This window comes from Ferrimonas lipolytica, from assembly GCF_012295575.1.
Lineage (GTDB): Bacteria > Pseudomonadota > Gammaproteobacteria > Enterobacterales > Shewanellaceae > Ferrimonas > Ferrimonas lipolytica.
The window spans coordinates 3,918,340-3,937,595 of the sequence record NZ_CP051180.1 but is presented as its reverse complement, the minus strand read 5'-3'; the positions used below and the strand labels follow the sequence as shown (position 1 = coordinate 3,937,595).

Annotated in this window: 15 protein-coding genes and 1 pseudogene; 11 read left to right on the top strand and 5 right to left on the bottom strand. The window is 49.6% G+C overall.

Features of this window, described 5'->3' with window-relative positions:
* The first annotated feature begins 34 nt into the window (after window positions 1-34).
* A complete protein-coding gene (locus tag HER31_RS17845) occupies window positions 35-1,057 on the top strand; it encodes an alpha/beta hydrolase (RefSeq protein WP_168662720.1) in 1,023 nt (340 codons plus the stop codon).
* A 67-nt stretch (window positions 1,058-1,124) separates the two neighbouring features.
* Here HER31_RS17845 and HER31_RS17840 read toward each other — a convergent pair whose 3' ends face one another.
* Window positions 1,125-1,616, bottom strand: coding sequence for a hypothetical protein (locus HER31_RS17840; protein ID WP_168662718.1), 492 nt, complete (start codon window positions 1,614-1,616; stop codon window positions 1,125-1,127).
* Window positions 1,617-1,633: 17 nt separating this feature from the next.
* A complete protein-coding gene (locus HER31_RS17835) occupies window positions 1,634-2,452 on the bottom strand; it encodes a cytochrome C (RefSeq protein WP_168662716.1) in 819 nt (272 codons plus the stop codon).
* 415 nt (window positions 2,453-2,867) lie between these two features.
* Between HER31_RS17835 and HER31_RS17830 the strand changes: the two genes are divergently transcribed.
* Window positions 2,868-3,635 carry a winged helix-turn-helix domain-containing protein gene (locus HER31_RS17830; protein WP_168662714.1) on the top strand — a complete coding sequence of 256 codons (768 nt, stop codon included), beginning with the start codon at window positions 2,868-2,870 and terminating at the stop codon, window positions 3,633-3,635.
* Window positions 3,628-4,155, top strand: a complete 528-nt coding sequence (locus HER31_RS17825; protein WP_168662712.1) for a hypothetical protein — start codon at window positions 3,628-3,630, stop codon at window positions 4,153-4,155. Before HER31_RS17830 ends, HER31_RS17825 begins: the two co-directional genes overlap by 8 nt.
* Before the next feature lie 377 nt (window positions 4,156-4,532).
* Here HER31_RS17825 and HER31_RS17820 read toward each other — a convergent pair whose 3' ends face one another.
* Window positions 4,533-7,715: a DEAD/DEAH box helicase gene (locus tag HER31_RS17820; protein ID WP_168662710.1), complete on the bottom strand. Its 3,183-nt coding sequence runs from the start codon at window positions 7,713-7,715 to the stop codon at window positions 4,533-4,535.
* A 354-nt stretch (window positions 7,716-8,069) separates the two neighbouring features.
* On the opposite strand from HER31_RS17820, the gene pepF reads away from it, so the two are divergent.
* The 4 genes from pepF (at window position 8,070) to HER31_RS17800 (ending at window position 13,687) form a co-directional block, all read left to right on the top strand.
* Entirely contained in the window at window positions 8,070-9,920 is a 1,851-nt protein-coding gene (gene pepF, locus HER31_RS17815; protein ID WP_168662708.1) for an oligoendopeptidase F, read from the top strand.
* A gap of 360 nt (window positions 9,921-10,280) precedes the next feature.
* Window positions 10,281-11,999 (top strand): class I SAM-dependent methyltransferase, encoded by a 1,719-nt coding sequence (locus HER31_RS17810; RefSeq protein ID WP_168662706.1) that lies wholly within the window; start codon window positions 10,281-10,283, stop codon window positions 11,997-11,999.
* Between the two features lie 434 nt (window positions 12,000-12,433).
* The gene (locus HER31_RS17805) at window positions 12,434-13,150 is read left to right on the top strand and encodes a YebC/PmpR family DNA-binding transcriptional regulator (RefSeq protein WP_168662704.1); all 717 of its coding nucleotides are present in this window, start codon (window positions 12,434-12,436) and stop codon (window positions 13,148-13,150) included.
* A gap of 84 nt (window positions 13,151-13,234) precedes the next feature.
* Window positions 13,235-13,687, top strand: a complete 453-nt coding sequence (locus HER31_RS17800) for a hypothetical protein (protein ID WP_168662702.1) — start codon at window positions 13,235-13,237, stop codon at window positions 13,685-13,687.
* A gap of 108 nt (window positions 13,688-13,795) precedes the next feature.
* Here HER31_RS17800 and HER31_RS17795 read toward each other — a convergent pair whose 3' ends face one another.
* Entirely contained in the window at window positions 13,796-15,187 is a 1,392-nt protein-coding gene (locus HER31_RS17795; protein WP_168662700.1) for a DASS family sodium-coupled anion symporter, read from the bottom strand.
* Window positions 15,188-15,643: 456 nt separating this feature from the next.
* Here HER31_RS17795 and HER31_RS17790 point away from each other — a divergent pair.
* From HER31_RS17790 to HER31_RS17780, 3 genes and pseudogenes are all read left to right on the top strand, one after another.
* A pseudogene (locus HER31_RS17790) lies at window positions 15,644-15,865 on the top strand (RNA-binding S4 domain-containing protein); the annotation flags it as partial.
* Window positions 15,866-15,961: 96 nt separating this feature from the next.
* Complete coding sequence (locus HER31_RS17785) at window positions 15,962-16,318, top strand: ribonuclease E inhibitor RraB (protein ID WP_168662696.1); 357 nt, start codon at window positions 15,962-15,964, stop codon at window positions 16,316-16,318.
* 341 nt (window positions 16,319-16,659) lie between these two features.
* Entirely contained in the window at window positions 16,660-17,316 is a 657-nt protein-coding gene (locus tag HER31_RS17780; RefSeq protein WP_168662694.1) for a YiaD family glycine zipper/OmpA-like lipoprotein, read from the top strand.
* A 174-nt stretch (window positions 17,317-17,490) separates the two neighbouring features.
* On the opposite strand, the gene HER31_RS17775 is transcribed toward HER31_RS17780, so the two are convergent.
* Entirely contained in the window at window positions 17,491-18,831 is a 1,341-nt protein-coding gene (locus tag HER31_RS17775) for a DEAD/DEAH box helicase (RefSeq protein ID WP_168662692.1), read from the bottom strand.
* 225 nt (window positions 18,832-19,056) lie between these two features.
* On the opposite strand from HER31_RS17775, the gene HER31_RS17770 reads away from it, so the two are divergent.
* The gene (locus HER31_RS17770; RefSeq protein ID WP_168662690.1) at window positions 19,057-19,254 is read left to right on the top strand and encodes a TIGR02922 family protein; all 198 of its coding nucleotides are present in this window, start codon (window positions 19,057-19,059) and stop codon (window positions 19,252-19,254) included.
* Window positions 19,255-19,256 lie beyond the last annotated feature (2 nt).

The window sequence follows — 19,256 nt, the reverse complement described above, 5'->3', positions numbered from 1 at the left end:
CACAGCCTATTGGTTAGACAACTAAGGAATCGAGATGAGTGCAGAAAAGTGGATAGTCAGAGCCCTGTTGGCCGCACCAACCGTCGTTCAAAAGATGGTACTTGGGGAGCCGCCGCTGCAGATCGAAGGCCGCATCATGGATCTACAGATGCAACTGCTTTCTAAACTGGCACGCACCAAACCCTCCTTAGATAAGTTATCTGTCGAGCACGCTCGAGCAGCGGTGCGCACTGGCATTGCTATGCTGGCGAGCAAACCTGATTCAACCGTCGCTAGCCACGATATCAGTATTGAAGGACCAGAATCAGCATTAACAGTACGTGTGTATCAACCACAGCAGCTTGATACCGATGCGCCCGCTATTCTGTACTTTCATATGGGCGGCTTTGTGGTTGGCGATCTCGATACCAACCATGACTTCTGCGTGACCCTAGCCAAAACCTGCGGCGCCAAGGTTTACTCTGTGTTGTATCGCAAAGCGCCAGAGCATCCGTTTCCTGCTCCAATTGACGATGCCTTTGCCGCCCACCAGTGGCTAATGCGCAACGCCACGCAACAACAGGTCGATCCTAACCGTATCGCCATAGCCGGCGACAGCGCCGGCGGTGCCTTAACTGCCATTTTGTGTCAACGCTTACAGGCCGAGTCACTGCCTCAACCCAAGGTACAATTGATGGTTTATCCGGGAACCAGCTCAACAGAAGTGGGCAGCTCCTTTGAGGCTTGCGGCAACTGTTACCCACTAACCATGGCCGAAATGGCTTGGTTTCAGCAACATTTCTACGCCAGCCCAGATGATCTCAACCACCCCTATTCAGCACCAATGAACAGCCAAAACCTGCAACAGTTAGCTCCGGCTATTATGGTTACCGCCGGTTTTGATCCGCTGCGCGACCAAGGGATCGCCTACGGCAACAAACTCAGCAATGCCGGAGTGGCGGTAACGCAAATAGAGATAAGCGGCTTAGCCCACGGCTTTACCTCAATGGCTGGCGGCATCAACGAAGCCAAAAAAGCGAACTTGTTGATTGCCGAACAGCTCAAGTCGTTGCTGTAACGCGATACCGGTTTAAAAACACAAAAAGTCCGAGCATGCTCGGACTTTTTATTCCTCTGGCCTGACGTTACATTGCAGTCAGATCTATCGTGGTTTCAGCCAACGCACCTGATACAACAACTTGATACTTAAAGGTGTCGATCTCATGATTCCAGTCATAGGCGTCTGGTGTAAAGGTGTAGTTACCTGGAGTTACCTCAACCAAAGCGCCATCACAGCTATCAATCGTACAAGTGATCAGGTGTGACTGGTGCCAGCGCAGCTTAAAGTTACTTTCAGACGCTGGCGCTTGCCAATCTGCCGGTGGGTAACCCAGATACATCACCTCAATATTCGCTAACTGCTCAATCGGGTCTTGTTCATCAGTTGCCAAGCTAAAGCTAATGGTGCCGGTAATGGCATCAACGCTAGATACCGCTGCTGTCATCGTTGTTGCTTCATCAGCAGTGACACCAACCGGAACTACCGGTGGCGCGACAACATCATTGTCATCATCGTCGTCACTACAGCCGGTAATCGCTACCGCGAGCGCTAAAAGCGCAACCTTCCAAATTTTCATAATTCGCCCTCCTTCAGTTAGTGTGAGCCGTGGCAGGTTTCACATGCCTGATTGGTTTTCACCATTGCTGGGCGGAATGAAGTGCTGTGACAGCTCTTACAGGCTGTGGTTTCAGCGGTCGGCTGGGTCAACTCAGCGGTATCTAATTCGCCGGCTAACGCTTGGTTCAATAACGTCGTGATGTAGTAAGCCATGTTGGCAGATAGCAAGGTACAACGAGGCCCTTTCTCCGACATTACCTTACCGTTGTGTTTCGCCCATGTGGTGATTGAAGCATGACACATCAGCGATTCTGCAGTGGTCGATTCAACTACATTCTCGGCAAACCAAGTCTCGGTGTATTCATCACCTAAAGCGGCTTTAAGGAAGGTTTCATCATTGCTTGGTAGCGAGGTTTGCTCGTAGAAGCGACACACATAGGTCATTAACCCAGTAACCGCTTTATCCTCATTAAAGCCTGGCACCTTAACCATATTGAACAGCATACCGGTGGCGTTAATGTTGCCGCAGGTTGAGCCTTCACCCAAGATCCCAGCCCAACCATAACGCGCCATTGCGGTTGGGATATTGGCCCACTTCTCTTGGTCTGTTCCGGCGGTTTCAGCTAATGATTCAACAATCGAAGTAAATACTTCATTCATACAACCTTTACCTGCATTAAAAGCCTTGTTAGCCACCGACGCAGGGTCGAGCTTAACGTACTCTAACGGGGTGCCATCCCACGGTGTCATTGTTGTTTCTTCAGCAAATACATTCGAACTAACTGCCATGCCACCGGCTGCTGCACCAGTTAGTTTAATGATCTGCCCTAATGCTTGACGACGATTCATGCTCATAATACTCACCTACTGTTACTTTTGTTTTATTTGATTAGTAACGTGGCCGTTGCCACTTGTCTTCACAGTAGGTTTGCCAGAGTAGTATTGGTGTGATTCCCCTAGGGTAATTGTGTTCCCTCATCGTTAGTCCTAATCATCTTTGCCACACTCACTAGAACACGCGAAGCAACCGTAAAGCAGTGACTTTATCCATGATTTACATGATTTTTGGATTATTACTTCAGATTACTAAAATTACTCGCTCCATCACTTCGATTACCAAACGCGATCTACATCAAACATTAGTTGCGAAAACGCTAATATAATCATTTTACTGAGAGTGACAAATAACCGAATTGGCGCCACCATTGCCCTCGCGTTTTTTGCCAACGGCACCGTTTATCATCAAGCAAACGGATTAGGCTGCACGACTATGAGTTCAATTTATCGGTTGGGACAGTATTGCTACGACATCGGCCGGGGGGAACTTTTTCACCCAGAGATCGATAAGTTTTGGCATCTTCCTCGAGTAGAAAAGCAGGTACTTGAGCACCTGATTGCAGCGCAAGGTAGTGCGTTAAGCAAACAACAACTTAGGCGCGACGGGGACAACCAGTTGGCGTTTAGTGACTCAGCCGCGGTGAAAGCTATTTTTACCCTGCGCCACTTTATTGATGATGACAGCCACGATGTCATTCAAACCATCGCAACCAAGGGCTATAGCCTCGCGTTGACCGCTCCATCAACAACCATACTGCCATCAACACTTAGCACTATCAGTCAACACTCAAAGCGTGTTGCCATTGGCGCTGCACTGCTGAGTTGCCTAGTGATATTAGCTTACTTGCTCGTGCCGCAGTCAGCGCAGCCAGCTGCAGCAGTCGAACTTCGCGAAGAGAGCCAGTTCATCCTCGACAATGGCCAGCAAATTAAGGTTATCTCGGTCGCTAACTCTAATGCCAATCGCATCGATTTAGCCGCTAATCGCAATAAGCTGGCACAACAGCTCGCCGGTTGTAAATCAACCAGCTGGCAGCGGGCCTACATGGCCTTATCACACGATGGTATGGTGCTGAACATCACCCTACTTGCCGATTCAGAGAAAACAGTAAAGCGGCGCAATATTAAGATCAGTGACTTTCGACTGAACACCGACTTTCTGCCGTCTCAATGGGTAACGGAGGCTAATCTCTGTGAATAAGTATTACCTTGCTGCCATAGCGCTTTTGCTGCTTATAGGTACCGCTGCAGTTACCTATGCAACCAAACAAAATAGCCACGCCAATCGGATCTTGAGCTGCCGCAACGAACTGATAGATATGCCAGTAGATAACAACCACGATCGCCAATTTTACATGCAGGCCGATTTTGTCCTTATTGAGCCCCATGCGCGGATCTACTATCGCTACTTTACTCAAGACGGCAAACCAGTTGGCCATATCGCCATGACCGGTGAGGTGTTGTCGCACAGCGGCGCATTACCGCTGTACCAGATCAGCATGCACCAACAAAAGGTGAAGATTGAGGATGAGCAACAACCGTTGCCAGAACACCTCAAATACCTTGCGTACAGCAGCGGTTTGAACATCTCCACCAGCGGCAGCCATAACGTCAGCATCAAGTTATTGGAGCTAGATCAGGAGCGAAACTTTGCTTCGGTCTATTTCGCGACCTCAAACGCAGTTTGCAGCTGCACCGTTACCGACAACGTCGGCTTCTAAACACCATAACAACGCACCGTTACTAAAGGCTGTGTCATAGTTAGCTGTTGAAGCTTATCTTAAGCCTTCGGCTTCACCAATTTCGGTGCTTTAAGGGGACTATGTCGCAGTGGCGACGGCACATTCTAGTATGCAATTCTTGTATGCATTAGTGGGGGGAGCTCCGCCCCCTTTGGAATCCCCCTTCAAAACGCTTCGCTGAACTGCTCCAATGCGGCAGCAGATCAATAGCGGTAGTGCTTTACCCTTGGTATCGCGACTCGCCTAGCCAGTGCTTTAACTGTATTAGAAAGAACAACACTTAGTTGGTACACAGCCTTACTAAGGCTCAAAACAAAACAGCGCAAGTAGGAGTATCCTGCTTGCGCTGTTTTCAGTTAAACACTTTGTCGTGTTTCTTGGTGGGGGTCGTCACGAAACAGCGCCAACAGCTGTTCGCCATCGTCTAAGGTTGCCAGCTCCACCTCTTTGCCATACACGCTATCGGCCAGCGCTTGTTTGCTTTGTTGCAGCTCCAGTACCCGCTCCTCTACCGTGTGCTCACAAATCAATTTGTACACAAACACCGGTTTGTCTTGGCCAATGCGATAAGCGCGGTCCGTCGCTTGCTGTTCCGCCGCTGGGTTCCACCACGGGTCAAAGTGGATCACCGTATCTGCAGCGGTCAGGTTTAGGCCAACTCCACCCGCTTTAAGTGAGATTAAGAACAGTGGCACATCACCGGATTGGAACGCATCAACAGCGGCTTCACGATTGCGGGTTTGCCCAGTAAGAATGCTGTAGTCGATGCCCTCATCCAACAGCCGTTGCTCAATTCGGCTGAGCATCTGCGTAAACTGTGAAAACAACAACACGCGACGCCCTTCCGCCAGCATCTTCGGCAATTGCTCCATTAGGTAATCCAGCTTAGCGGCTTCCTCCACATTCTCGGCCTCATCCAGCTTGGTCAGTTTAGGATCGCAGCAGATCTGGCGCAGTTTCAGCAACGCATCGAGGAACTCCATGCGGCTTTTGGCCAAGCCTTTTTGCTCTATCAGCTTACGCACCTTAGCTTCCATGGTTGCCCGCACCGATTCGTACAAGGTTCGCTGTGCCGGTGGCAACATTACCCGCTTAATAATTTCTGTCTTTGGCGGCAGTTCAGTGGCAACTTGATCCTTGGTACGGCGCAACAGAAATGGACCAATCTTACGCAGCAACCACTGCTGCATCACTTCATCACCACACTGTTCAATCGGTTTACGATAGTGGCGATTGAAATGGCCTTGGCTGCCAAGGAACCCCGGCAAGGCGAAATCAAACAACGACCACAGCTCACCGAGGTGGTTTTCCATCGGTGTACCGGTTAAGCCAATGCATTGCTCACCCTTCAAATCCTTAATTGCCAGAGTTGCTTTTGCACTGGGGTTCTTAATCGATTGTGCCTCATCAAGCACAATTAACGAGAAGTCGTGCATTACCATGGTGTCGATATCGCGATGGATCAGTGGATAGGTGGTGATAACCAAGTCCGCTTGTTCGATTCGATTGAAATCATCTTGACGACGACTACCATGCAACACCAACACATTTAGCTCTGGGGTAAATTTGGCACACTCGCGACGCCAATTACCAACGAGACTGGTTGGACAGATCAATAAGCTTGGCTTGCTCAACTTACCGTGTTCTTTAAGTCGTTGCAGGTGCGCCAAAGTTTGAATAGTTTTACCCAAGCCCATGTCATCCGCCAGCACGCCACCAAAACCATACTGATGGAGGAAGCTGAGCCAGTTAAGCCCTTGTTGCTGATAATCACGCAGGGTAGCTTGCAACCCCGCTGGCGGAGTAACGGCCTCAATGCCATCGAAATCGTGCAGGCACTCAGCCAACTGTTGCAGCTCTTCGCCACCATGCCAACGGCTATTGGGGCCATCTTCTGGTAACAGCGTAATTTGATGTTGATTGAGCTTAACCGTTTCCCGCGGGGTGGTGTCTGCCAGCTCAGCTAACACTGCAATAATTGGTCGTAACGCTTGGTAACCAATCTGCAATGGCGCGCCATCGGTGCGCTCCAGCAACAGATCTTGCCGCGGTTCACGCCAGTCACTATTGCTGGCCAGCCACTTCAATAGGAGCGGTACCAGCGACACGGCTTCACCTTCCAGCTCGATGCTCAAGCCGAGGTCAAACCAACGATCATGCTGTTCGATATTAAGCGCGAAACCGGCGATCTTAACCGGCTCAAGGTGAAGATCATCAGCTAAGGTGATGTCCCAACCTTGTTGCTCTAATACATCGCGCCATTGACCTAACCACTGCTGCCAAAAGGCCCGCGGATTCTCTACCTCCGCTTGCAACAACAACGCCACCAGATCTTCAGCTCCTGGGCATACCGCTAAGCCGAACTGCTCTAACTGCACAAAAGCTTCTTGCTCGTTAAAGGTATCGCGTTGAACCCATAAGGTGCCACGATCGGTTTCGAACAAGCGCAGCTCTGGCTTACGCAGTACAATTGGGCTAATGCGAACGTCATCGTAACCAAACGAAAACGCAGCAACATAGCTGCCATCCCGTCGCCACAAGTGTAATTGTGGTTTGAGTGGCGCAATCAACTCCTGCTCGGCGCGCTCCCCTGGCAGCTCTATCTGCTGGGTACTGAATTGCCCCAACACATTGGCAGAGAAATGCTTAGCGGAGTCGGCAGATAGTCCAGGAAGGCTAAATAATTGATACAGCAGCTCGCTGGATAGAGGCGTGTCGATCGGCCCCGTTTGGTTATTTTCACAATCCACATACCAAGGGTGGCGAAAAGGCAGCACCTGCCAATTACGACAACCATCAAGTTGCAGCTCAAGGGTTTGATTGGCTTCCTCTTGCTGCCAATGAAAATTCAGCTTGCGCACCCCAGCCAACGACAACGGCGTGAGTGATTGATCCCAATACAGCTGTTTTCGTTCACACAAACGTTTGAGCGCCAATTGGTGAAGACCAGAATGGAAGAAACGTGGGCCGTGACTGTATGGCTCGGTGCCGGTTTCTAATAGCTGCAGGGTTTCCCGATCAAAAGCGTTCAGTGCCATATCGTCACGGTAGGTCGCTAGCATCTCTCGGGGGGAGCGATCGACAACCTTGCTTAAACCGCCGTTTTTTAGACGACGGCGGTAACCGGTTTTAACCACAACCGCTTGATGGCTGCGCTCACTGTTTTGATGCAGCAGTCTCACTGCTAGTAGCTTTTCAAGCTCAGGGCCATCGCTGGCTGCCCATTTAGGTGGGTTTAGCACCTGTTCAACTCGGTTTAACCACATTTGGTAGAGGGTATCGCTACTGCCTTGTTGCTCTAATGCTGCCAATAATAACGCCGCTGCGTGCTTACAACGATTGGCCACAGGGCAGGAACATTCGCTGGTTAAGCCGGTTTTACTGAAGGCCACCGTCACTTCGTAGTCGCGGCTATAGGTACCGGCGACTTCACCGAAAACCCGGCGACCCTCTTGTTCTACTTCGCAGTAGATAACCTTGCCTCGCTCAAACAGCGCTTCTCCGCGAGCAAAGGTATTCTTTTCAAATAAACGACGCACTCTAGCGTCATCAAAAATTAGCGTCACAATATCGATACGGGTCTAAGCACAGATCCAGCCAGTGTATCACTGCATTGGCTATTAGCGGGCTCAACCCACAGTAATATTTTTCAACCGTTGTTATTGATAGCTAAAAACACACTTTGAAACCAAGCCATTTAAACCAAGTTGATTGGAATATTCAGTTGATGCAACCAGCAAACACGCCACTTGAAGGCATTACGCGGCGCCTCGCCACCAAGTTGCGGTAGCGACTGCATAAGTCTCAAATAATAGTTACACCCGCGAGTACGAGTGTTTCCGCCTCAGTGATAAATTGTGCCGCAATAATAAGTTCGACATTGGATTGTTAACATGAAAAAAACGCTCATCGCCCTATCAGCAACCTTAGCCATATTTGGCAACGCTCAAGCACAGGTAACCTTGCCAGAAAGCCCAAATTGGAATCTGATCCCGATTTACCAAAACTGGAATGCATGGCAACAGCATAAAGCTGAGATCAACAACCAGCTGGGTGACATCAAGCAATTTCAAGGCAAACTGGACAACAGCGAGCAGTTGTTGGCTGCCATCACTCATTACTTTGAGATGACCAAGCAGCTAACTCGCCTTAATAACTACACCAGTTTGAATGCCGATACCGATCTTCGTAACTCCGACAACACCGGTCGTCGTGCTGAAATCCGCATGATATACAACCAGTTCAGCCAGAACGCCAGCTTCATCAACCCTGAGCTTATTGCTATTGGCCAAGCCAAAGTGGATGCGATGATTGCGGAGCAACCGGCGCTGGCAGCGTACCGTTTCCCACTGCAACGCATACTTGACGGCGCAGCACATACCTTGAGTGCTGAGTCAGAGCAGTTACTGGCGTCTATGGGTACCATGGCCAATGGTGCTTCCACTACCTTTGGAACCTTTGTTAACGCCGAATTACCGTGGCAAACCATTGAGGTTGATGGCAAGGAGCAACCACTTAACCCATCGTTGTACGGCAAGTTGCGAGTAAGTGAAGATCGCGCTACTCGGCAGCAAGCATTCGATACCTTCTTCGGCAGCCTAAACAACTACCGTCGCACCTTGGCATCTACCTTAAACAGCCAAGTAAACAACGATGTGTTCTACGCTAAAGCGCGTAATTACCCGAACGCCCTCGCCGCTTCTGTTGCCGACGACAACATCCCAGAAGATGTGTACCGCCAGCTGGTAAAAACCACCAACGACAACCTGCCTACCTTCCACCGTTATCTGAAACTGCGCCAACGTATGTTGGGACTGGAAGAACAGAGTTATTACGACATCTATGCGCCGTTGGGTGACAGCTCGATGGAGTTTCCTATCGACAAAGGCGTGCAAATGATGATGGACTCGCTGGCACCGATGGGCGAAGACTACACCAGCCGCATTGCCAAGGGTTTGGAAGATGGCTGGATGGACACCTACCCAACCACCGGTAAGCGTTTGGGCGCCTACATGAGCGGCAGCACTTACGATGTGCATCCTTATGTCTTGATGAACTACAACGACAACTACTCAGAAGTACGAACCCTAACGCATGAATGGGGCCATGCCATTCACTCGGTATACAGCAACGAAGCGCAGCCATGGCAGACCTCTGGCTACTCTATCTACGTCGCTGAAATTGCCTCAACCTTCCAAGAGCACTTGTTAGCGAAGTACGTAAAAGAAACCACCACCGACGACGATGCACGCCTGTACTATTTAGGCCAAACGCTGGAAGGGATTCGCGGTACCTTCTTCCGTCAAACCATGTTTGCTGAGTTTGAACTGGCTATTCACGAGTCCGTTGAAGCCGGTAAGCCACTGTCTGATACACGCATCAACGAGATCTACCTAGATTTGCTGCGCCGCTACCACGGCCACGATGAAGGCATCATGAAGATCGACGAAGCCTACGCCATCGAATGGGCCTACGTGCCGCACTTCTATTACAACTTCTACGTCTACCAGTATGCCACCAGCATCGCTGCATCGGCTCAGTTTGCTGAAGACGTACTTGAGAGTAAGCCAGCCTACGACAAGTACCTAACCATGCTAAAATCTGGTGGTAATGCTTACCCACACGACATCGTTAAAACCGCTGGCGTAGATCTGGCCAGCCCAGAACCATACGAAGCCTTGATGCGCAAAATGAATGACATCATGGATGAGATGGAAGCCATCTTGAAGAAGCAGGGTAAGTAAGCTTCCCTTTGCTTGGCCAAATCAAACGGCTGTGTACCAACTAAGTGTTGTTCTTCCAATACTGTTAAAGCACCGGCTAGGCTAGTTTTGGTACAAGGGAAAGCACTACCGCCGTTGATCTTCTGCCGCATTGGAGCAGTCCAGCGAAGCGTTTTGGACTGCGACCTAAGGCAAAGGGGGCGAAGCTCCTCCCTAATGCATACTAGAATGTGCCGTCGACACAGCCAATCAAAGCCCTTCAACTGAAGGGCTTTGTTGTTTTGGCACAATAAACAATCGTATTTCCCGTTTCGACCATCCCATTGCGATGCCAATCTAAGTACACTCAATTCCGTTGCCCCAATCCCCGTGAGCCTTGAATTGAATAGTACCGATTCCTTCTATCAGACCAACGCCGATACCCTCAACAGTCAATATGGCAGCGTCCCCTTTGAAAAAGCGCATAGCAATTGGCAAGGACACTGGCCACGTTCAGGCATGAGGATCTTAGATGTCGGCGCAGGCAATGGCCGCGATGCGCAGTGGATGGCAAGCCAAGATTGCAGTGTTATTGCGCTTGAGCCTAATACAGCAATGCGCCAACACGGCCAGCGTAACACTAAACAACTTGAGCACGGCTCAGTGCAATGGTTGGACGATCGTCTTCCTGAGCTCAGCAAAGCAATTGCGTTAGGGATGCAGTTCGATCTTATTTTAGTCAGCGCGGTGTGGATGCACCTTGCCGATAGCAGTCGCGAACGGGCGTTTCGAAAATTGGCCAAACTCCTAGCAGCTAACGGTAAATTGGTTATCACCCTGCGCCATGGCGAGTTTACCGATGGTCGGGTTGCCTATCCGGTCTCCGTTGCTCAAATTGAGCGCCTAGCGAAAGACCAAGCTCTGCGGGTAAACCACAAGAGCGAACTATCTCAAGATACGCTTGGACGCAGTGAAGTGCAGTGGCAAACCGTGGTATTGAGCTTGCCTGACGATGGCAGCGGTGATCTCACCCGTGTCCGCCATATCATCGTCAATGACAGTAAATCCGCTACTTATAAATTGGCGCTGTTACGCACCTTATTACGAGTTGCAGATGCTCATTCCGGCGCAGTAATTGAGCGTCATGACAATAAGGTAGTGTTGCCACTGGGACTGATTGCACTGTATTGGTTAAAGCAGTTCAAACGTTTGGTTGATGATGGTCAATTGCAACAACACAGTAACCCCAATACCAGTTTGGGGTTTGTTAAGTCCGGCTGGCAAAAGCTACAGCACCTTAAAGCCGATGATTTTGCAATTGGGGCGCTGTTTTTTGACGAGCAAGCTCTCGCGCTTCAACAAGCATTAGGCGACATCATCAGCACCATCAAGGCTGGTCCTGTCGCCTATACGTACGACGGCAACAACAAAGCCAACACCTACTTCCAAGTTGAGCGCCATCGACGCTCACGTTCAACCACCACGGTAATTGACCAACCGTTTCTGGCCAGCTTTGGCTACTTTGTGCTGCCAGAATCGCTGTGGGACTGTATGCGCCTATACCATAGCTGGATAGAACCATTGGTGGTGAACCAATGGATTAATGAGATGCGCGGCTATCAACGCAATCGTGAACGCGAACAACGACAACAGATTAATTTAGAGTTTTACTATCGCCACCTGGCTTGGCTTGATGCCCACCACAATACCAATGAGGTTCGAAAACGAGTAACCAAACTCGAACAGCAAGGCCAACTCATCCACAGTGTTTGGAGCGGTAAACCACTGACACCCAAGCAGCGTCATATCGATCACTGCTTACCTTTTGCTTACTGGCCAAATAACGATTTTTGGAACTTATTACCTAGCAGCGACCAAGAGAACAGCACTAAATCAGCCCGCGTACCAACTCAATATCGCCTCAATGCCAGCCAAGACCGTATTCTCAATTGGTGGCAACTGGCTTATTCCGATGAGGGTTTGCAGCGATGTTTTTTCCAGCAAGCCGTATTATCACTGCCAAATCTTGCCATTGAATGCACGGAGTTCGGTGCTGTCTTTGATGCGATGAGCTTACAGATACAAGGGGTTAAAAGTCGCTTGATGATAGGAGAGTGGTAAACCCTAACGGCCACCGTAAGCCATCGGATTATGGGTTACGCAAAGTGTAATCTAGCTGAAATTCGCTGCTCAGATCGCTTGCTTAAGCTCAACAATCTTCGCTTATATCAATTCTACTGGGCTGCGTTGTCGCGGCCATGGCCAAATAGTTAAGCAGCGATTTTACGAGCCACTCACATCAGCTAAATAGCGAACACGAATGCTAACCGTGAACCTTAAAAATAATTATTGTTGCTATAAATCAAATAATTGTAACTAACCAACCAAAATCAAAATGGCACAATAACGGCAGTAGTAATTGACTCAACGGTCACTGCGGCAGCCGTTAGCGCCGGTCAATACGGCGTTTTCAGCTGTCGAATTTTGCCCTTCTCTGCTCAGCTGTTAAACTCTCCCACCAGCATTGTTTGAACCAACTTAAGAGCGATTTTCCGATGGGACGCAGTTTCGAAGTTCGTAAGGCCTCTATGGCCAAGACCGCTGGTGCAAAAACCAAGGTCTACTCCAAGTACTCTAAAGAGATCTACGTTGTTGCCAAAAACGGCAGCCCAGATCCAGAAGCCAACATGTCGTTGCGCAGCTTGATTGAACGCGCGAAGAAGGAACAGGTTCCTTCACACGTGATCGACAAGGCCATCGCTAAAGCTGTTGGCGGTGCCGGTGAAGATTACGAAGCGATGCGTTACGAAGGTTTCGGCCCAGGTAACATCATGGTTATCGTTGATTGCTTAACCGACAACAACAAACGTACCTTCACCGAAGTTCGCCAAGCGTTCGTTAAGAACGACGCTAAACTAGGCGGCCCAGGTACTGTGGCACACATGTTCGATCATCAAGCCATCTTCGCCTTCGCCGGCGACGATGAAGATGGGATCCTTGAGATCCTGATGATGGACGATGTTGACGTAACCGATGTGGAAGTTGAAGACGGCATGACGTCTGTATTCGCACCACATACCGAGTACTTCAAAGTGAAAACCTCACTGACCAACGCCATGCCTGAGATTAAGTTTGAGATGGAAGAGATCACCTTCGCACCGCAAACCTACACCAAGATTGAAGGCGAAGATGTGGCAGCCTTTGAGAAGTTCTTGGCCGTGTTAGAAGATTGCGACGACGTCCAGAACGTTTATCACAACGCTGAAATGTAAGTGTTCGCTTCGACTGTCGCAGTCGAAGGTTGATTGTTAGAGGGAGAGCTTAGCTCTCCCTTTTTGATACCTAAGGATTACCCAATGCCTCTGATCTTTCCCTTACTGCTGCTGTGTCGACTCTTTCCAGGCTTCGGCTTGGTCGCAGACAGCTATTCCAAGATCACCCTATTGATGAATAAATTGGTTGCTCCAGCAATGGTTGGTTGCGTGATCAGCATTCTGTATCACGGCAGCCCGTCGATGTTTGAGTTTGTGGTTATCTCTTTGGCACTTGGCGGTAATATCGGCAGCCAGCTATTGGCTCTAATTGAATCGCAACTGCAACAGAAAATGTCAGATGGTGCAGCTTGGTTGAACACTCTGGCGTTTACCATCATTCTGCTGCTGGCAACAGTATTACTCGATGGCCAGTGGACGCCAATGCTGGCAGCTGGCTGGATCGGTTACCAGCTGCTGATGCTGGCGTTATTAATCCTGCGTGTGCTAATTAGCCCACTGAAACCGATGTCTAAAAGCGATATCCAAAGCCAATAACCAATTACAGCAAGCCTCACTTTGGCTGCTGCTCGCTGCCTTTAATCTCTAGCTTGGCCTGTGGTGCTGGCGAACACTTTGCCGCCGGCACCACTGCATATTGGTTTATTACCAATACAACTGACTGAGCAAGTACAGTACGACTACGCAGATCAGGTTGAGCACTAAGCCAATGCGCATCATCTGTTTCTGCTCGATATAGCCAGAGCCATACATGATGGCGTTGGGCGGCGTTGCCACCGGCAGCATAAACGCACAAGAGGCTGAGATGCCAATCAATACCGCCAAGATCACCGGCGATACCCCCAATACTTCCGCGATAGAAGCAAACACTGGCACCAACAACGCCGCACTGGCGGTATTACTAGCAAACTCAGTCAACATAACCACAAACAGGATGATAACCAATGTCAGCAACGCCATGTGGCTGCTGCCGAATATCTCAAACAGTTGATTAGCCAAGAACACTGAGGTTCCAGTGCCCTTGAGCACTCCAGAGAGAGTCAGCCCCCCACCGAATAACAGCAACACCCCCCAATCGGTTCGACCCTCGATCTGTTTCCAACTAACTAAGCGTAACACCCCAAGTGCCACCGCCGCTGCCAAGGCCACAATGGTATCGAACTTAGCAATGCCACCTAGGGCAGTGTTTAATGGCTTGGAGAATACCCACAGGCAAACGGTAACCAAAAACACCAACAGGGTGAGCTTGGCGCTGGATGACATCGGTGCCGTGTCCGCTCGAAACTCAAATCGAGTGGAGAGATCTGGCCGAATCAAGAAATACATGGCACTAATGACCAGCGGCCACAACAACACCATCGCGACCAAACCAAACTTCATCCAACCAACAAAGTCGAGCCCAACTTGAGCTGCGGCGATAGCGTTGGGTGGGCTGCCTACTAGCGTACCGATTCCACCAATATTGGCACTGTAAGCACATCCCAATAACACAAACAGATAGGTGCGAGCATGCTCTTTAGGGTCCAGCTGACTTAGCATCCCCAACGCAAGCGGTAACATAATGGCTGCAGTTGCGGTATTGCTTATCCACATCGACAACACCCCAGTTACGCCAAACATCAGCACACAGGCATTTAGGGTTTTACCCCCGGAAAGGTTGACGACCTTAGCCGCCATGCGTTTATCAATACCTTGCGCATGCAAAGCGGCGGCTAATGCAAAGCCTCCAAAGAATAAGAAGATAATCGGGTTAGAGAAGTTGGCTAAGGCTGCGGTGGTATCGGTAACCCCCATCAGAATCGCCAAAACTGGCACCAATAACGCGGTGGTGGTGATGTGGATTGCTTGGCTGAGCCACAAGATAGCAGCAAACACTAGCAGTCCTAGGCCCTTATTGATGCTTGGCTCATATGGTAGCCACGCTACCATCGCTGCCAGTAGCAACACTGCGAAAATGAAGATCACTCCTTGGCGATCAAATCGATTGTTGTCGATGCGTATAGCAGCAACCAGATCAGGTGTCGCGGATGGCGGCATAATGATGTCCTTTATCGATTAAAAAGCGGTCCTTTGGTAACGATTACCCTTGAACCGAAATTCAAGTGGTAACCATGAAGAGCGGATTAAACCACACTGCTTTATTCACTGAGTAGAGTGATTTTTCGACGAATGTCAACCAAACCTGTCCCAGATCATAGAATGGTTAAATCTGAATGAGACTCAGTCAGAAGGGGCAGCTTTAGTCATACCATTTGACCAATAATGCTAAATTGAATCCCGCTATTGGAACAAACTTTCACTGGCTCAATTCACACTTTGTCAGAGCTGGCGATCCATCTCCCTGCGCCTTAACTAAAGTTATCAATTAACCGTGCCCAAACCGGTATATATCTGCCAACAATGGCCGTCATTTAATATGGAATTGTCCCCGTTTAGCGCTGGAAATCGCTATAATGCGGCCATTACTGACCATATCTAGATATTGAGGGCGCTGTGACTACACAGGTATTAGAACTGCATCCGGGCGATGAGTTTGTTGAGCTGTATAAAGTGCTTAAAATCCAAGGCTGGGTTGGCGGTGGCGGTGAAGCCAAAATCTTAATCGGTGAAGGCCACGTATTAGTCAACCATGAGGTCGAGACCCGTAAGCGTCGCAAGCTAGTGGTTGGTGACAATGTCATTTTTGGTGAAGAGTCACTGATTATCGCAGCAAGTACACGCCCAGCTACTGAACGGGTAAAACCGGTTAAAGCACCAAAACCGGCGAAGCCGAAAGGTCGCCCTTCTATCAAGTTTTAATAGGATCCAAACATGTCTTTTCCAAACGATGCCAATGGCGAACTGCTTGAATTGATGCAAGACGAAGGGATCGATCTAAGCGAAAGCTACATGCTCGATTTTTACGTAGTGTTTGCTTCAGAAGAGCAAGCACAAGCCGGTGCTGAACGTGTCGGCCGAGAGTTTGATGGCGCAGGGCTGTTTGTAAACTTCTCTGATGAAGCACAAATGTGGGAACTGCGTTTGCAAACCGAGATGGTACCAGAGCACGCTAAGATCACCGCAATTGAAGAGCTGCTAAACAAACTGTGCAAGCAGTTTAAGGGCAAAACCGACGGCTGGGGCATGCTCGAGCCAGAAGATGAGATGGAAGATGATCTCGACGACTAACCGTCGTCTGGGCAACTCTTTACTGCTATCTGCAGGACAGAGTTGCTCGCTTGCTCCTGTGCCAAGGTACTTACTCATATCCCCCCATTTTCGTATCAAATCCACTTGCTAAAGACAGTTTCGACTTAACAGCAGCTGTACGGCAAGGCAATTTCCCCCCAACAAAAACGCCCTATAATCCCCCAGCATCACGTCGTTAAGCCATTGTTATTAGCACCCATTCGTGCAAACTAAGTAGTGAATAACCGATCAGCAACACCAAGTTGACCTGCGCGCAGACGACTGGCATTTTTTGTGTTCGCTGGCACAATGCATTTTTGTTCAATTAGGGTTACCTACCAATGAAGTTACGTACTACTGCAGCCATGTTATGTGTGGCGATGCTGGCCGGTTGTGCCACTACCGATCCATACACTGGCGAACAGAAAACATCGAATACCACTAAAGGAGCCGTTGGTGGCGCTCTGGCCGGTGCGGTAATTGGCATGGCAACCTCATCTAAAAGCGACCGTGGTAAAGGCGCTTTGATTGGTGCAGTAGCCGGTGGCGCTATTGGTGGCGGTGTCGGCAATTACATGGATAAGCAAGAAACCGAGCTACGGAATAAGCTGGCAGGCACTGGTGTAAGCGTTAAGCGTACCGGTGACAACATCCAGTTGGTGCTGCCAAACACCCTCACCTTCGCTTCTGGCCAATCGGATCTACAGTACGCCGCAGTTAACACTCTGTCTGGGGTTGCTATGGTACTGGCGGAATACGACAAGACTCGTTTAGAGATCTCTGGTCACACCGACAGCACCGGTGGCGCCGATCTAAACCAGCGGTTGTCTATCGCACGCGCTGAATCAGTCGCTGCTGAGCTCACTCGCCAAGGCGTTGCAAGCTATCGTGTAAGCACTGCTGGTTACGGCCCACTACGCCCAGTAGCAACTAATGACACTACAGCCGGTCGCGCTGCTAACCGTCGTGTTGAGATCCTGTTGATCCCAACGCCATAATCGCTTTTAGCGAAACCCAAAAGGCGAGCTAAGGCTCGCCTTTGCTGTCTCTGTTCTAGGTAAATTGCAGCTACAAAAACGCCACCTCGCGGTGGCGTTGTCTTTATCGCTGTTGCGAACATCATTGTTCGCTATCGGCTTACGCTTCGTTAACCACAATCGTCAGCCATAAGCTTAATCGTCGAGATCTTTACTGGTATCCAGATCTGGCTTCATTGGGCGTTTGCGTACCATCATTGGCGCATCCCCCACCTCTTTCAAGATCTTCTTCTGCACCTTCTTCGGCCCAGTCTTCACTTTCGCCATCGCTTTTGCTTTTGGTGCAGCCTTTGCTTTCGGAGCCGCTTTCTCTTTTTTGATCTTAAAGCCTTTAAACTTGGCCTGCAGATCTGGGATAGCTTCAAATGCTAAGGTTTGGCTCAAGAAGCCTTCCAATGCCTTAAAGTTAAGCCAATCTTTTGGGCCCACCAAAGACAGCGCGTCACCTTTAGCACCGGCACGACCGGTACGACCAACACGGTGAACGTACTCTTCAGAGTGCTTTGGCAAATCAAAGTTAATGACATGCGATACCCGCGCGATATCTAAACCACGACTAGCAACATCAGTGGTGATCAGGATCTGGGCTTTACCAGCAGCAAAGTCCTGCATGATACCGTTACGTTGGCCCTGATTCAGATCACCTGAAAGCGCTAAGGTAGTGTAACCCCACTCCGCAATTTTGGTTGCCAAGCGATCGGTATCACCGCGTGTGGCAGTAAATACGATCAACTGAGTGAAGTCTTGCCGCTCAAACAACGCTTTTAACTGCGCTTCTTTATGATCGAGGTGATCGGAGAAGATAAAGCGATGGTTGATGTCTGCGTGCACCTGCGCTTCGTTATCAATACGGATCCGCAGCGGCGAATCAAGCATATCAGCGGCGAAGTTGTTTACTTGGGCATGATCCAAGGTCGCTGAAAACAACAAGGTTTGGCGCTTACGGTGATCAGCGGCTTTGCTAATCGCTTTAAGCTGCTTGTCAAAACCCAGGTCCAGCATTCGATCTGCTTCATCGAGAATCAGCAGTTCGAGTCCTTTTAGGTACAGGTGACCGTGCTCAAGGTGATCAGCTAAACGGCCAGGAGTCGCTACCACAAAGTGAGGGTCTCGAGCTAACGCTTTGCTCTGCAGGTTGAAATCCTCACCGCCAAGGATGAGCTCAGATTTGTACGGGGTGTTCGACACCACCAAGCGCAACTGACCATAAACCTGCTTCGCCAGCTCTCGCGTCGGCGCGAGGATCAACACTCGCGGGTCTTTCTTTGATAGCGCTCTGGACTTAATAACCCGTTGCAACGCCGGCAGTAAGTACGCCAACGTTTTACCGGAGCCGGTACGAGATGAGGCCAGCAGATCTTTACCTGCAACAGCGGCAGGAATGGCTTTTTGCTGAATTTCAGTCGCCTGAGTAAAACCCAAGTGCTCAACGGTAGTTAACAGGCGTTTGTCTAACGCCAGCTCAGAAAAGTGCAAGGCAGGCTCCAATGCGGGAATAAAAAACAATTATACCTCGAAAAGATCGTTTCAAGGCATCGATAAGTTCGATTAAAGTGCGTCAATATTTTGACAAAAAGGGTGCTAGACTTCACTTTAACAAAGCTGGTTAATGTTTTAAGCGAAAACAATACGTTAAGAGAAAAAAACAGTAACGAGTACGACCAGCTAAAGCTGAAGCCCGAAGTAATGGAGTGCAACAATATGAATTCAGTTGATGTAAGTGTGCTGTATTACAACGAAAACTCCCTAGTTATGGAGAAAGCGCTGCTGAAAGACTTAGCCATGGGACCATCAGGACGAGTCTCTATTCCCAATGCATTTCGGCGTGGTAAGTCGATCATTGCGGTACTTGGCGGTGACGTCGATGTACTCAATCTGGTTGGTGAACGTCAGGCTTAACA

Coding starts and splice junctions, on each gene's coding strand:
- HER31_RS17770 (WP_168662690.1), top strand. CDS start 19,057: ATGAATTCAGTTGATGTAAGTGTGCTGTATTACAACGAAAACTCCCTA.
- HER31_RS17795 (WP_168662700.1), bottom strand. CDS start 15,187: ATGCCGCCATCCGCGACACCTGATCTGGTTGCTGCTATACGCATCGAC.
- HER31_RS17780 (WP_168662694.1), top strand. CDS start 16,660: ATGAAGTTACGTACTACTGCAGCCATGTTATGTGTGGCGATGCTGGCC.
- HER31_RS17800 (WP_168662702.1), top strand. CDS start 13,235: ATGCCTCTGATCTTTCCCTTACTGCTGCTGTGTCGACTCTTTCCAGGC.
- HER31_RS17835 (WP_168662716.1), bottom strand. CDS start 2,452: ATGAGCATGAATCGTCGTCAAGCATTAGGGCAGATCATTAAACTAACT.
- HER31_RS17830 (WP_168662714.1), top strand. CDS start 2,868: ATGAGTTCAATTTATCGGTTGGGACAGTATTGCTACGACATCGGCCGG.
- HER31_RS17845 (WP_168662720.1), top strand. CDS start 35: ATGAGTGCAGAAAAGTGGATAGTCAGAGCCCTGTTGGCCGCACCAACC.
- HER31_RS17805 (WP_168662704.1), top strand. CDS start 12,434: ATGGGACGCAGTTTCGAAGTTCGTAAGGCCTCTATGGCCAAGACCGCT.
- pepF (WP_168662708.1), top strand. CDS start 8,070: ATGAAAAAAACGCTCATCGCCCTATCAGCAACCTTAGCCATATTTGGC.
- HER31_RS17840 (WP_168662718.1), bottom strand. CDS start 1,616: ATGAAAATTTGGAAGGTTGCGCTTTTAGCGCTCGCGGTAGCGATTACC.
- HER31_RS17785 (WP_168662696.1), top strand. CDS start 15,962: ATGTCTTTTCCAAACGATGCCAATGGCGAACTGCTTGAATTGATGCAA.